Source organism: Actinoplanes sp. NPDC049598, assembly GCF_040675435.1.
Classification (GTDB): Bacteria; Actinomycetota; Actinomycetes; order Mycobacteriales; family Micromonosporaceae; genus Actinoplanes.
In genome coordinates, this window is the sequence record NZ_JBFAOX010000006.1 from 190,578 (window position 1) to 203,127 (window position 12,550).

Annotated in this window: 13 protein-coding genes; 7 read left to right on the forward strand and 6 right to left on the reverse strand. The window is 72.1% G+C overall.

What is annotated here, in order from left to right:
* Nucleotide 1: 1 nt before the first annotated feature.
* The 4 genes from AB0J66_RS16395 to AB0J66_RS16410 form a co-directional block, all read right to left on the reverse strand.
* Nucleotides 2–1,069, reverse strand: coding sequence for a DUF4352 domain-containing protein (locus AB0J66_RS16395; protein WP_364660597.1), 1,068 nt, complete (start codon nt 1,067–1,069; stop codon nt 2–4).
* Nucleotides 1,070–1,822: 753 nt separating this feature from the next.
* Nucleotides 1,823–2,416 (reverse strand): VTT domain-containing protein, encoded by a 594-nt coding sequence (locus AB0J66_RS16400; protein WP_364660600.1) that lies wholly within the window; start codon nt 2,414–2,416, stop codon nt 1,823–1,825.
* Nucleotides 2,416–3,192 carry an MBL fold metallo-hydrolase gene (locus AB0J66_RS16405; protein ID WP_364660603.1) on the reverse strand — a complete coding sequence of 259 codons (777 nt, stop codon included), beginning with the start codon at nt 3,190–3,192 and terminating at the stop codon, nt 2,416–2,418. Before AB0J66_RS16405 ends, AB0J66_RS16400 begins: the two co-directional genes overlap by 1 nt.
* Complete coding sequence (locus AB0J66_RS16410; protein ID WP_364660606.1) at nt 3,189–3,689, reverse strand: DUF1990 domain-containing protein; 501 nt, start codon at nt 3,687–3,689, stop codon at nt 3,189–3,191. Before AB0J66_RS16410 ends, AB0J66_RS16405 begins: the two co-directional genes overlap by 4 nt.
* Before the next feature lie 63 nt (nt 3,690–3,752).
* Here AB0J66_RS16410 and AB0J66_RS16415 point away from each other — a divergent pair, with 63 nt between their 5' ends.
* Genes AB0J66_RS16415 through AB0J66_RS16435 form a run of 5 tightly spaced genes read left to right on the forward strand, consistent with a single transcriptional unit; the run spans nt 3,753 to nt 8,401 of the window.
* Entirely contained in the window at nt 3,753–4,721 is a 969-nt protein-coding gene (locus tag AB0J66_RS16415; protein ID WP_364660608.1) for a diacylglycerol kinase family protein, read from the forward strand.
* Nucleotides 4,714–5,733: a YihY/virulence factor BrkB family protein gene (locus AB0J66_RS16420; protein ID WP_364660611.1), complete on the forward strand. Its 1,020-nt coding sequence runs from the start codon at nt 4,714–4,716 to the stop codon at nt 5,731–5,733. The genes AB0J66_RS16415 and AB0J66_RS16420 overlap by 8 nt, the downstream gene beginning before the upstream one ends.
* A 39-nt stretch (nt 5,734–5,772) precedes the next feature.
* Nucleotides 5,773–7,242: a phosphatase PAP2 family protein gene (locus tag AB0J66_RS16425; RefSeq protein ID WP_364660614.1), complete on the forward strand. Its 1,470-nt coding sequence runs from the start codon at nt 5,773–5,775 to the stop codon at nt 7,240–7,242.
* Nucleotides 7,239–8,003: an endonuclease/exonuclease/phosphatase family protein gene (locus AB0J66_RS16430; RefSeq protein WP_364660617.1), complete on the forward strand. Its 765-nt coding sequence runs from the start codon at nt 7,239–7,241 to the stop codon at nt 8,001–8,003. Before AB0J66_RS16425 ends, AB0J66_RS16430 begins: the two co-directional genes overlap by 4 nt.
* Nucleotides 8,003–8,401 carry a GNAT family N-acetyltransferase gene (locus AB0J66_RS16435; protein ID WP_364661193.1) on the forward strand — a complete coding sequence of 133 codons (399 nt, stop codon included), beginning with the start codon at nt 8,003–8,005 and terminating at the stop codon, nt 8,399–8,401. The genes AB0J66_RS16430 and AB0J66_RS16435 overlap by 1 nt, the downstream gene beginning before the upstream one ends.
* On the opposite strand, the gene AB0J66_RS16440 is transcribed toward AB0J66_RS16435, so the two are convergent.
* Nucleotides 8,373–9,230, reverse strand: coding sequence for a serine hydrolase (locus AB0J66_RS16440; RefSeq protein WP_364660620.1), 858 nt, complete (start codon nt 9,228–9,230; stop codon nt 8,373–8,375). The two genes, AB0J66_RS16435 and AB0J66_RS16440, sit on opposite strands and share 29 nt — an antisense overlap.
* 301 nt (nt 9,231–9,531) lie before the next feature.
* Here AB0J66_RS16440 and AB0J66_RS16445 point away from each other — a divergent pair, with 301 nt between their 5' ends.
* On the forward strand, nt 9,532–10,095 hold the full coding sequence (locus tag AB0J66_RS16445; protein WP_364660623.1) for a nucleotidyltransferase family protein: 564 nt from the start codon (nt 9,532–9,534) through the stop codon (nt 10,093–10,095).
* Nucleotides 10,088–11,194: an XdhC family protein gene (locus tag AB0J66_RS16450; RefSeq protein ID WP_364660626.1), complete on the forward strand. Its 1,107-nt coding sequence runs from the start codon at nt 10,088–10,090 to the stop codon at nt 11,192–11,194. The genes AB0J66_RS16445 and AB0J66_RS16450 overlap by 8 nt, the downstream gene beginning before the upstream one ends.
* On the opposite strand, the gene AB0J66_RS16455 is transcribed toward AB0J66_RS16450, so the two are convergent.
* Nucleotides 11,157–12,521 (reverse strand): hypothetical protein, encoded by a 1,365-nt coding sequence (locus AB0J66_RS16455; RefSeq protein ID WP_364660629.1) that lies wholly within the window; start codon nt 12,519–12,521, stop codon nt 11,157–11,159. The genes AB0J66_RS16450 and AB0J66_RS16455 overlap by 38 nt on opposite strands.
* Between the last annotated feature and the right edge of the window lie 29 nt (nt 12,522–12,550).

A 12,550-nucleotide genomic window follows, 5' to 3' on the forward strand; every position in this document is an offset into this window, starting at 1 on the left:
GCTACTTCAGCGGGATCTTCACGCCGCCGGAGAACATCGAGCCGTGCAGCTCGATCGAGGTGAGCTTGGTGCCCTTCGGCACGTCGAAGACGAGCTTGCCGGTCACCGAGTTGCCCGGGTTGATCTCGTTGAGGAACGTGGCCGAGTTCTTGTTGATGGTGACCTCGGCCGCGGTGCTGTTGGAAAATTGCGTGCCCTTGGCGTCGTACGCCTTCTGCGACGAACCGTCGAACAGCTGAGCCTCCTGCCCGATATTGGTCACCTTGACGGTCACCACGCAGAAGGTGCCCTGCGCGGTCTCGTTGATGATCGAGTCGCCCAGCGTGGCCTTCGAGCAGTCCATCTGCGACACCACGAACTCGAACTTCCCGTCCCGGGCGGCCTTGTTCATCTCCCCGGCGACGGCGTTCTTACCGTTGACGTTGTCGTCAAGGGTCTCCACGGCATCCTTGGCCCCACCCACGACCGCGGTGATGATGCCGATGCATCCGACGATCAAAACCAGCGCGACGACGGCGACGATCCAGGGCCACTTGCGCTTCTTCGTGGGCTTTGACGGTACGGATCCAGCGGCGAACCCGGGCTGCGGTGCCCCGTAATTATGGCCCGTCTGAGGCTGGCCGTAGTTCTGTCCCGGCTGCCCGAAAGCCGGCCCCGGCTGACCGTGGGCCTGGTCCGGCTGCGGCTGCCCATACGGCGCACCGGACTGCGGCTGACCGTAAGACGCGCCCGACTGCGGCCGACCGTAGGCCGCGCCCGACTGCGGCTGACCATAGGCCGCGCCCGACTGCGGCTGACCGTAGGCCGCGCCCGACTGCGGCTGACCATAGGTCGCGCCCGACTGCGGCTGACCATAGGTCGCGCCAGATTGCGGCTGACCGTAAGACGCGCCCGACTGCGGCCAACCGGAATTGTCAGGCTGTGGCTGACCGGAGTAGCCGGGCTGCGGCTGACCGGGCGAACCGTACGGCTGACCGTATGGCGTGGCGGCGGGCTGTCCGTGAGAGTCATAAGGGACACCGTTGGCGTGGCCGTAGGGCGTATTCGATTCCTGAGGAGGATGGGTCACAGTGAGGAGCTCCAAGGACCGGTCAGGACTGGTGAGCGGCCGGGCCCCAGTCCAAAGAACCAGGCCGCCTCCACACCCAACCGGCCACCACCGCCAAGATCACTCACCGAATCAGTTAGTTGATCATGACGCAGGGCGATCTTCGCAGCGCTTCGTCCCTTTGCCGCCAACCAACGGACGATCTTGCCCACGAGCACGGCGCGCCGCCTTGCCGAGACCGCCCGTCACGCCCACCGAGCAGAGAGCCCGCGGGGTGGGCCTGCGCGATGGGCCCACGCGGTGGGCTGCAGTGGGCTTGCGCGGGTCGGCTCGCGGCATAGGCCGGCGGGGGCGGCTCGCGGCATAGGCCAGCGGGGGTTGGCCCGCAACGATCGGCCTGCTGGGTGGGGTGCGAGGGTGGACCCGCGGGGATCGGCCCGCAAGGGTCGGCCTCTGGGAAGGCCTGCGAGAGTTGGCCCGCCTGGGTCGGGCGCGAGGGTAGGCCCGCGGGGATCGGCCCGCGAGGTCGGCCGCCTGGGTGTGCCTCCCTGGGTGGGCCGCGGGTCGGGGTCGGCCCGCAGGAGTGGGCCCCGCAGGGCGGTCGGGCCACGGCAATCGGCCTCAGGTGACCGGCCTCAGGTGACCGGCCTCAGGTGACCGGCCTCAGGTGACCGGCCTCAGGTGACCGGCCTCAGGTGACCGGCCTCAGGTGGGCCCGGGAAGGTGGGGCGCCTGCCAGGGCAGCGGCGGGCCTGCGCCGGGTGAGCTCAGGGATCAGGCCTCGGAGGGGGACTCCGGGGCGACGGACTGGCGGGCCTCGCGTTTCTTGCTGATCCAGGAGACGGTCTGATTGATGATGAGGATGAGGACCACGGCGGCGATGACGCCCTGCCAGGGCTTGGGGAAGATGGAGCCGCCGGCTACGCCGATGCCGGCGTAGACGCTGGCCCAGAGGGCGCAGGCGGGGGCGTTGGCCACGACGAAGGTGTGCCAGGGCATGCCCAGGAAGGCGGCGGCCAGCAGGACCGGCACGCGGCCGCCGGGGATCAGGCGGGAGACCAGCAGGACCGGGATCTGGCTGCGGGCCAGGCGTTCCTTGACGCTGACCAGGTGTTCCTCGTCGCGGAGCCAGCGGACGCGGCGGGCCAGTTTTTCGCCGCCGACGCGGCAGACCGCGTACATGACCAGGTCGCCCACGTAGGCGGCGGCCGCGCCGGCGGCGATGACCAGGACGATGGTGAGGGGGCGGTGTTCGTGGAAGGCCAGGGCGGCGGCGCCGCTGACGGCGGCGCCGGTGGGGACGACCGGGACGATCGCGCCGAACGCCACCACCAGGAAGAGCCAAGCCAGGGCACCTAGGAGGGCCATCACGCCGTACGGCCGATCGTCAGGGTCTCGCCGTGGGCCAGCACCCGGACCCGCGTGTCGGGGGCGACCAGTTCGGCGTGCCGGACGAACTGGACGCCCGGGTCGTGGAACATGTGGGAGCGGATGCGGCTCAGGCCGATCGGCCAGAACGTGCCGTAGTGGACGGGCACCGCCCAGCTGGCCTTGGCCCGGTGCACCGCCTCGGCGGCGGCGGCCGGGTCGAGGTGGTGGTCGGCGCTGAGCGACGGGCCCCAGCCGCCGACCGGGATCAGGGCCAGGTCGAGCGGGGCGAGCTCGCTCATCTGGTCGAACAGGCCGGTGTCGCCCGCGTGCCAGGTGCGGGCGGCGCCCTCGATGATGTAGCCGATGGCCATCGCCTTGTCGCGCGACCATGGGCCGCGGCCGCCGTCGTGGGTGGCGGGGACGGCGCGCACCTTCAGGTTGCCGACCGTGGTCTCGTCGCCGGGGGCTAGTTCGACCGTACGGTCCTCGTACGGCCGCCCCAGGGTTTTGGCGATGAACGCCCGGGCGCCGCGCGGGACGACCAGGACGGGTGAGCCGGCGACGGCCCGCAGCGAGGCCAGGTGGAAGTGGTCGACGTGCAGGTGGGACAGGAGCACGCCGTCGGGCGCGCCGGGCAGGTCGGGGGTGGGGCCGGCCATCCGCTTGAGGTGGGCGAAGCGGTCGCTCAGCACGGGGTCGGTCAGCAGGGTCGTGCCCGAGTCGGACAGCCACATCGTGCTGTGGCCCCACCAGGTGACCGAGGTCGTACTCACGCGTTCACGGTACAGAGCCGTTTCAGCGCGCGGCCGCACACACGGGCGTACGCGTGCTGAAGAACCACCGCGGCCGGCCCGCCGAGCCGCATCAGGGTGCGGGCCGGGCGGCTGTACGCGCGGACGACGAACCACACGCGGTCGCGTTCGTCCCGCTCGACGATGAAGGCTTCCTCGCCGGAGGCCTGGTGGCCCGGGAGAGTTCCGTAACCGAAGCCGATCATGGCGGGATCCGACGCGGACCAGACGACCTCGCATGGCACGGTCAGGGGGCCGGCGCCCACGGTGAGCCGCACCCCGGGGGCGGCCCGCCCGCTCTCAGGAACCACACGAGCGCCGGTGGCGCGGTGCATGCGGAAGGTCACCACCGCCTCGCCGGCCCGGCGGTGCAGATCCGCCCCGATGCCCAGCGGCGTGCGGTAATAGAGGTGCCGGAAGCCGGGCGGCCGCTCGCCGGCGCGGGTGGCGCCGACGGGCGAATAGGTCAAGTCACTCACTCCTCAAGTGTTTCCCATCCCGGTGACGAATGATTCTCGAGTGTCTCGGGCAAACTGTCCGGCGTGACCGGACCCCGTAGCGCTGTCGTCTACAACCCCGCCAAGGTGCCCGACCTCGACCACCTGCGCCGGCTCGTCGGCGAAGGCCTGTCGCGGGTGGGCTGGCCCGAGCCGGCCTGGTACGAGACCACGCCGGAGGATCCCGGCCGGGGCCAGGCCGAACAGGCCGTCAAGGAGGGCGCCGAGCTGGTCTTCGCGTGCGGCGGCGACGGCACGGTTATGGCCGTGGTGACCGCGCTGGCCGGCTCGGACGTCACCATGGCGGTGCTGCCGGCTGGCACCGGCAACCTGCTGGCGGCCAACCTGGGCCTCGGCACCGACGCCGCCACCGGCATCGAGGTCGTGCTCGAGGGCGGCCGGCGCCGGATCGACGTCGGCGTCGTGGAGGGCGGCGGCTGCTTCGCGGTGATGGCCGGCATGGGCTTCGACGCGCAGATGCTGGCCGGCACCTCGGAGACGGCGAAGAAGCACATCGGCTGGCTGGCGTACGTCGGTGGGGCCCTGCGGCATCTGCGGGACCGCCCGATGCGGGCCCGGATCGTGCTCGACGGCGGCGCGCCGATGCCCCGGCACGCGCGGACCGTCATCGTCGGCAACGTCGGCCGGCTGCAGGGTGGCGTACGGCTGCTGCAGGAGGCCGACCCGGCCGACGGCAAGCTTGATGTGGCCATCCTGAGCCCGAACAACCTGGGTCACTGGGCGCGGCTGGGCTGGGCCGTGGTGCGCCGCCGCAAGCGCGTGCCGCTGATGGAGACCTACTCGGCCGAGCGCGTCGAGATCCACACCCGCTCGACCCAGCAGCGGCAGCTCGACGGCGACCTGATCGATCCCGGCCGCCACCTCAAGATCCACGTCAAGCCCGCGGCGCTCCTGCTCTGCGTTCCGGTTCCGGCCGGCGATCCCGACCTGGCGTACGACGTCAGCACCGCCGAGGAAGCAGCCGAGGACATCCGCGAGGCCGCGCGTGAGTAGTACCTCCCCGGTCCCCGAGACGCGCGACATGAGCGGGGACGAGCTGTCGGCCGACGATGCGATGCTGGCGCTCAAGAAGTACGGGCGGTGGCCGCTGGTCCGCGACGCGTTCGTCCGGTTCCGGTACGGGGACGGGTTCAGCCATGCCCGCGCCTTCGCGTTCCAGCTCTGCCTGGCCATCGTGCCGTTCCTCATCGCCCTGGCCGGTCTCGCGGCCGACCTGGGCGTCGAGTCCGGCGGCCAGGTGGTGGCCGACACGGTGCTCGCGCTGACCCCGGGCGCGAGCGACCCCCTGGTCCGGGACCTGCTGGAGGGCGGCGAGCGCACCCGCGACGCCGGCGAGGTGGCGCTGACCCTGGGTCTGATCACCGGGCTGGTCGCGCTGACCACCGCGATGGCCCAGATCGAGCGCGGGGCGAACCGGATCTACGGCGTCGAGCGGGACCGACCGGCGGTGTTCAAGTACCTGCGGGCGACGCTGCTGATGGCCTTCGCCGGTGTGCCCGCCCTGATCGGCTTCCTGCTGCTGGTCGCGGGCCGGCCGTTCGGCGAGGCGGCCGAGGAGCACTGGCACTGGCCGGGCACCTTGCGCGTGGCCTGGGATGTGATCCGCTGGCCGCTCAGCCTGGCCCTGATCGTGGTCGCGGTGGGGCTGCTGTTCAAGTACAGTCCGCGCCGCAACCAGCCCGGCCTGACCTGGCTGATCTTCGGCGCGGTGGTGTCGACCGTGCTCTGGTGGATGGCCAGCTTGATGCTGGCGGGCTACGTGCGCTTCGGCGGCGGCTTCGGGGCCACGTACGGGCAACTGGCCGCGATCATGGCGTTGCTGCTCTGGGCCAACCTGACCGGGATCGCGCTGTTCCTCGGCATCGCCTTCGCGGCCCAGCTCGAGGCGGCCCGGGTCGGCGTCCCGAGACCGGACCTGACCGACAAATGGGAGCCCGAGCCCAAGCCGGAAATACCGCATCAGCACCACGGGAACCTCGGTGTACGAAAAGAGCCCGCCGGGTAAATCGGGGCCACCCCCGATCGATCCCCTGGAGGAGCCGAAGTGTCCGACGAACACCGCGTGGTCGAGCGGGCCGGCTGGGCCCCCGTGCGGCACTTCGCCGAACGCAGCGTGGCCGGGCTGGCCGCGGTGGTCCTGGCCGGTCTCGCGTTCGGCACGCTGCTGCTGCTCGTCCGCTTCCACTGGACCCCGTTGCGCGAGCTCGACCAGTCGATCGCCTCCGGTCTCAACGACCTCGTCGCGCCGCACCCGGCTCTGGTCAAGGTGCTGACCACGGTCACCCAGGCCGGTGGGCGGACGACCCTCTTCGCGTTGACGATCATGATGATCCTGCTGCTGCTGATCCGGCGGCTCCCCCGGCTGGCGATCTACCTGGCGGTCACCGGGCTCGGCGCGCTGCTGCTCGACCCGTCGCTCAAGGCCCTGGTCGGCCGGGTGCGGCCGGTGGTGGCCGACCCGATCGCCTACGGGCAGGGCAACAGCTTCCCGAGCGGGCACACCCTGGGGGCGACCATCGTGTACGGGATGCTGGCGCTGGTCATCCTCTCCGCCACCCGTCGCTTCCGGGCCCTGGTGATCACGCTGGCGGCCGTGCTGATCGTGGCCGTCGGCCTGACCCGCATCGCGCTCGGCGTGCACTTCCTCTCCGACGTGCTGGCCGGGTGGTTCCTCGGACTGGCCTGGATCAGCGTCACCGCGTACGCCTTCCGGGTCTGGCGCCGCGAAGCGGGCCATGCCGACCACCCGCTCGCGGAGGGCCTCGAGCCGGAGGCCAAGACCGACCTGGCCCCGGCCCCGGCCGAGGGCGCGCTGCTGCCGCACCCGTGGGCCAAGGGGGCCGAGATCCTGGTCGGCTGGGTCTTCACGTTCGGCCTGCTCTACGTCGTCGGCTATTCGCTGACCCGCTGGTCGCCGCTGTCGTCGTTCGACGAGGGCGTGCCCCGCTGGCTGCAGACCTTCCGCACCGAGCGGCTCGACGACCTGAGCTGGGCCGCCAGCAAGGCCGGGGACACCCACGCGATCCTGTTCATCGCGCTGGTCTTCTGCCCGATCGCGCTGGCCCTGTGGCGGCAGTGGCGGCCGGTGCTCTTCCTGGTGCTGACGATGGTCGGCGAGCTCACGCTCTTCCTGTGCACGGCCGCCGCGGTCGGGCGCCCGCGTCCCCCGGTCGAGCAGCTCGACGGCCAGATGCCCACGTCGTCGTTCCCGTCCGGCCACATCGCCGCCACCATGTGCGTGTGGGTGGCCATCGCGGTGATCTGCGTGCCCCGCATCCACCAGTGGTGGCGCTACGTCTTCGTCGGCCTGGCGATCCTGATGCCGGCGATCGTCGCCGTCTCCCGCATGTACCGCGGCATGCACCACCCGTCCGACATGCTCGGCGCGGCGCTGCTGACGGCGTGCTGGGTCGGTCTCCTCTACTGGGTGATCCGGCCGAACGCCCACGCGATCTCGGCCACCGAGGCAGCATCGGAAGTCACCCAGCCGCGCGAGGAACCGGTGGCCGCATGAAGTTCATGACCTGGAACATCAAGACCGGCGGCGGCAAGCGGCTCCCGGCCATCGCCACGGTGATCAACCGGGAGCGGCCGGACCTGCTGGCCCTGCAGGAGTTGCGTGATTTCTCGGCCGCCAAGGCACAGACCTTCGCCGAGTCGGTCGGCATGCTGGCGCACCTGTCCCGCTCGGTCTTCGGCCAGCCGGTCGCCGTCCTGGTCCGGCCCCCGCTGACCATCGCCGAGAGCGCCGAGGTGCGGTGGCAGCTGCACCACGCGGCGGCGATCGTCCGGGTGCCGAGCTCGGCCGGGCTGCTGACCGTGGTCAGCGCCCATCTCAACCCGTTCGCGCCCTACCGCCGGATGCGCGAGGCGATCTGGCTCGCCCACCGCTACCGGGCCCACCCCGGCCCGACCCTGATCGCCGGCGATCTGAACGGCCTCAACCCGGGCACCGACCACACGGCGACGCTGGCCCCGCAGCCGGGCTTCCTGCGCCGCCGGCACCTGGCGGCCGACGGCACGGCCGACACCCGGGCGGTCGGCGCCTTCCTCGACTCGGGGTTCGTCGACCTGTGGGACGTGGCCGGCTCGGGCAACCCGCTGACCGTGCCCACCACGGCCGGCGGCGGCCGCGAGTTCTCCCGCATGCGCCTCGACTACGTGCTGGCCAGCCCGTCGCTGGCCGGCTTCGCCCACGACATGACCGTGGTCCGGGGCGACGAGACCGAGTACGCCTCCGACCACTACCCGGTCACGGTCACCCTCGACTTGTGATGGAGATCCGTCGCCTCTCCCCTGCCGACGTTCCCGGGGTGATGCGTCTGTGCGAGGCCGAGGGCTGGCCGTCCTTCACCGCGGACGCGGCCCGGACGTTGCGGATCCTGACCGCCCCGGGCGTGACGACGATGGTCGCGGTGGACGACGACGGCTCGGTCGCCGGCTTCGCCGAGATGTTCAGCGACGGCGAACTCCAGGCCTACCTGGCGTTGTTGGCAGTCGACGCTGCGCATCGGGGTGCCGGCATCGGCCGCCGGCTCGTCACCGAGGCCTTGCGCGAGGCCGGTGGCGAGCGCATCGACACCCTGAGCGAGGACGACGCGGCCGGCTTCTACCGGTCGTTCCCGCATTTCGTGAAGCCCGGATTCAGGATTTATCCGTTCCACCAAGGATGACCTCGTTGAGCAGGAGATCGGGCACGCGGCCCTGATCGGGCTGGTCGTAGTTGCCCGTGGTGATGGCGGCGACGAGGTCGAGCCCGGGCGCCACGATCAGGCGTTGCCCGCCGTTGCCCATGGCCGTCACCAGCCGCGGCGCGACGTACCACTGGTAGCCGTACTCGAAACCCCAGTCCGTGGTGAAGCGCGGCTCGAGCATCGCCCGGATCCACTCGGCCGGCACCAGCCGGCGCCCCTCCCACACCCCCTCGGCCAGGACCAGCTCGCCGATCCGGGCCAGGTCGCGCGGCGCGAGCCGCAGCCCCGACGCGGCCGACGGCACGCCGTCCCGCCCGGTGAGCCATCCGAAATCACGGATGCCGAGCGGCGCGAACAGCTTCTCGATGCCGAACTCGGGCAACGTCCGTCCCGAGCCGTCGGCGATCAGCTTGCCCAGCAGCGCCGACGCCCCGCCGCAGTAGGACCAGCGCTCCCCCGGCGGCCCGGCGATCGGCCGCTCCAGCACGAACCGGTACCGGTCCGGGGCGAACTCCATCGCGATCTCGGCATTGGCCAGGCTGTCGTAGGGCGGATCCTCCCGCCACTCCAGCCCGAGCGTCATCGTCAGCGCGTGTTCGACGGTCAGCCGCGCCCGCGCCGGATCGGCCGCCAGATCGGGATAGTCCGGGAAGTACCGCAGCAGCGGCTCCTCCGGCCCCGGCACCAGCCCTTCACCGAGCGCGATGCCGTAGAGCAGCGCGGTCACACTCTTGGTCACCGACCGCAGATCGTGCAGCACGCCCGGCCCGAACTCGACGACCCCCCAATCGCGTCGCCCAGCTGACATCCGGCCCCGTGCCGTAATGCTCCAGCACGGTCTCGCCACCCCGGACGACCACCATCCCGTGCAGGCCGTTCAGCTCACCGGCCTTCAGCAGCCCGTCCAAACGCTCCCGCATCGACGTCGTCATGCCTACCGGGATAGCAAGCATCCCGTCCGTAGTGAAGCCCTTTTCCCGCGCGCCGACCCCGCTTTCCCTGTCCACAGGCGACAGGCGCGCCGGTTTTGTGCCAATGGCGGGGATCGCCCGCACAATGGGGTTGGTTGTGGACGCGTACTGTGACGGTCGCCGCCTTAAGCTTGAGGTGTGACGGTGGCCGGGGTGGTGCTGGCGGCGGGCGCGGGGCGCCGGTACGGCATGCCCAAGGCGCTCGTGCGATTCAACGATCAGATGCTCGTCGAGCGAGCGGTGAGCACCTTGAAAGCAGCCGGGGTGTCGCAGATCGTCGTGGTTCTAGGGGCAGAGGCGGAACGCGTGCAACGCGAAGCGCCGGATCTGCCGGGGGTCGTGATCAACCCCGACTGGGACAGTGGCCTGGCCTCCTCGCTGAAGACCGGCCTGCGGGCGGCCGACGCCCACGCCGCAGTGATGCTTTTGGTCGATATGCCGGGTGTCTCGGCCGAGGCGGTACGCCGGGTCACTGCTTACGCGAGCGAAGACGCGCTGGTCATGGGCGGGTACGACGGGCGGCGGGGGCATCCGGTGCTGCTCGGGCGGAACCACTGGGCAGGTGTGGCGGCCACCGCCACGGGGGATTCCGGAGCCAGGGACTACCTGCGGGCCCACAAAGACCAGGTGCGGGTGGTCGCTGTGGGTGACGTAGCCGACGACCTCGACCTCGACGTTCCGGAGTTGAATCCTCATGCGTGACGTGCTGGACAGCCTGCTCCGCTGGTGGCAGGAGGGCGAGCCGGCCGGGCTGGCCACGGTGACCGCGACCTGGTCGAGCGCGCCCCGCCAGCCGGGGGCGGCGATGGCCGTGGGGCCGGACGGCACGGTGGCCGGCAGCGTGTCGGGCGGGTGTGTGGAGGGCGCGGTCTACGAGCTCTGCCGGGAGGCGGCCGAGACCGGTGAGGCACGCACGGTCCGCTTCGGGGTGAGCGACGACGACGCGTTCGAAGTGGGCCTGACCTGTGGCGGCACCATCGAGCTGCTGATCGAGCGGGTCGACTGGGAGTCGTTCCCGCAGCTGCCGCAGCTGGCCGCGGCGATCCAGGCGAACGAGCCGGTGGCGCTGCTGACCCGGCTGGAGGAGACGACCGCCCGGCATCTGCTGATCACGCCGGAGGGGCGGACGGGAACGCTCGGCGGCAACCGGATCGACGACGCGGCCACCGACGACGGGCGCGGGCTGCTGGCCGCGGGGCGGACCGGGCTGCTGCAGTACGGGCCGAACGGTGAGCGCCGCGGCGAGGGGCTGTCGGTGCTGGTGGGGTCGTTCGCGCCGCCGGCCCGGATGTTCGTGTTCGGCGCGACCGACCACGCGGCGGCGACGGCGCGGATCGGGTCGTTCCTCGGCTATCACGTGACGGTGTGCGACGCCCGGCCCGTGTTCGCCACGGCCCGGCGTTTCCCGTCGGCCGACGAGGTGGTGGTCGACTGGCCGCACCGCTACCTGGCGGCCGAGGCCGAGGCCGGGCGCATCGACGGGCGGACCGTCCTGTGTGTCCTGACCCACGACCCGAAGTTCGACGTGCCGGTGCTGGAGGTCGCGCTGCGGCTGCCGGTGGCCTACGTGGGGGCGATGGGCTCCCGCCGTACGCACGACGACCGGCTCAAGCGGCTCGAGGAGACCGGGCTGACCGAGGACGAGCTGGCCCGCCTGGCGTCGCCGGTCGGGCTCGACCTGGGCGCGCGCACGCCGGAGGAGACCGCGGTCAGCATCGCGGCCGAGATCGTCGCGTTGCGCTGGGGCGGGTCAGGCGCCCGCCTCACGGCTGTCGAGGGGCGGATCCACGGGGAGGCATGAAGCCGCGGACCGCGGCCAGGCCCAGGGCCGTACGCGGGTGGTAGGCGGTCCGCCACAGGCCGCCGTGCGCGGCCCCGATCGCCTCGTCCTGCCAGGCCTCGGCGGCGGCCGGCCGCGGGTTCCGCAGCTGGTGGACCATCAGGACGGCCATCAGGCGGTTGGCGGTGTCGGGCTCGAAGACCTCGACGTCGAACAGGTGCGCCCCGGCGTAGGCGGCGGCCAGGATGCGGTTGGCGACGACCGACTTCGTCCGCGCCGGCGGCGCGACCGAGAAACTGACCACGCCGTCGCGCCGGGCCAGGGTGGCCCGCCACCGCTGGATCCGCTTGGCGATCGCGTAGTTGGGCCCCTGCTGCGGGACGAGGCTGTCGTTGATGTTGTCGCCGGCGTAGTTGGGCTGCAGCAGCCGCCCGCCGGAAAGCGCGGCGGTCACCCGGGCCGCGCGGGACCGCCGCTCGAAGCGCTCGGCCGACTGCGCGACCGCCGACGGCGGCACGGCGAAGACATCGGTCGGGGTGGCGAGGAAGGCCAGGGCGACATCGTTGCGCACACCCTGGAGGTAGGCCACCAGCGCGTCCACGGCGATCGACAGCCGGGGGTAGGCCGCGCCCGGGGCGTAGACGTAGTTCCCGACGGTGAGCCGGCCGGCGGGCCGCTCGGCGAGCCAGTGCGCGAGGGGCCCGATGTCCGCCAGCAGGTCGACGCCGCGCGGGATGATGAGGCGGCCCGCGGATTTCGCGGCCAGGGCGGAGATCCGCTCCTCGACCCGCGGCAGGTCGACGCCGATGACCGTGGCGCCCCACTCGAGCACGGCCGGCAGCGGGCCCATCTCGGCCCCGGCGCCCAGGACGACCAGCTGCTGGTCGGTCAGGTCGAGCCAGTCCGGGTGGGCGGCCACGGCCCGTACCGCCTCGGCCGCCGAGTCCTCAATGACGCCGGCCGTGACCCATCTGTCCAGCTGACGATCCAGGGCCGCGCCGCGCAGAAGCTCGCCCCGGTACGGGATGGCGACCTCGCGGGTGGGCTTCTCGCCACCCTCGACGGTGATCACCTCCAGCGGCCCGGCGGCCGGCTCGACCGGGACCGGCATCCGCTCCTGGACCGAGGCCAGCCCGGCCGCGGCGATCTCGTAGCCGTCCGTGGCCCCGGCCGCGACGAGCTCCCGGAAGTGCCGCAGGTAGCCGCGTCGCCAATCGGACTCTCGGGCGGCGGCGTCGGCGGCCGCCGGGGAGACGGCCCGGAGCGCGTCCGCGACCACCGACCGCCCGAAGGCCGAGCTGCTGGGACGACCGGACGCGTCGGCGGGAAACGTGATCACGGGCGTCATCCTCTCCTACCCCGGTAGGAGGCCGCCTC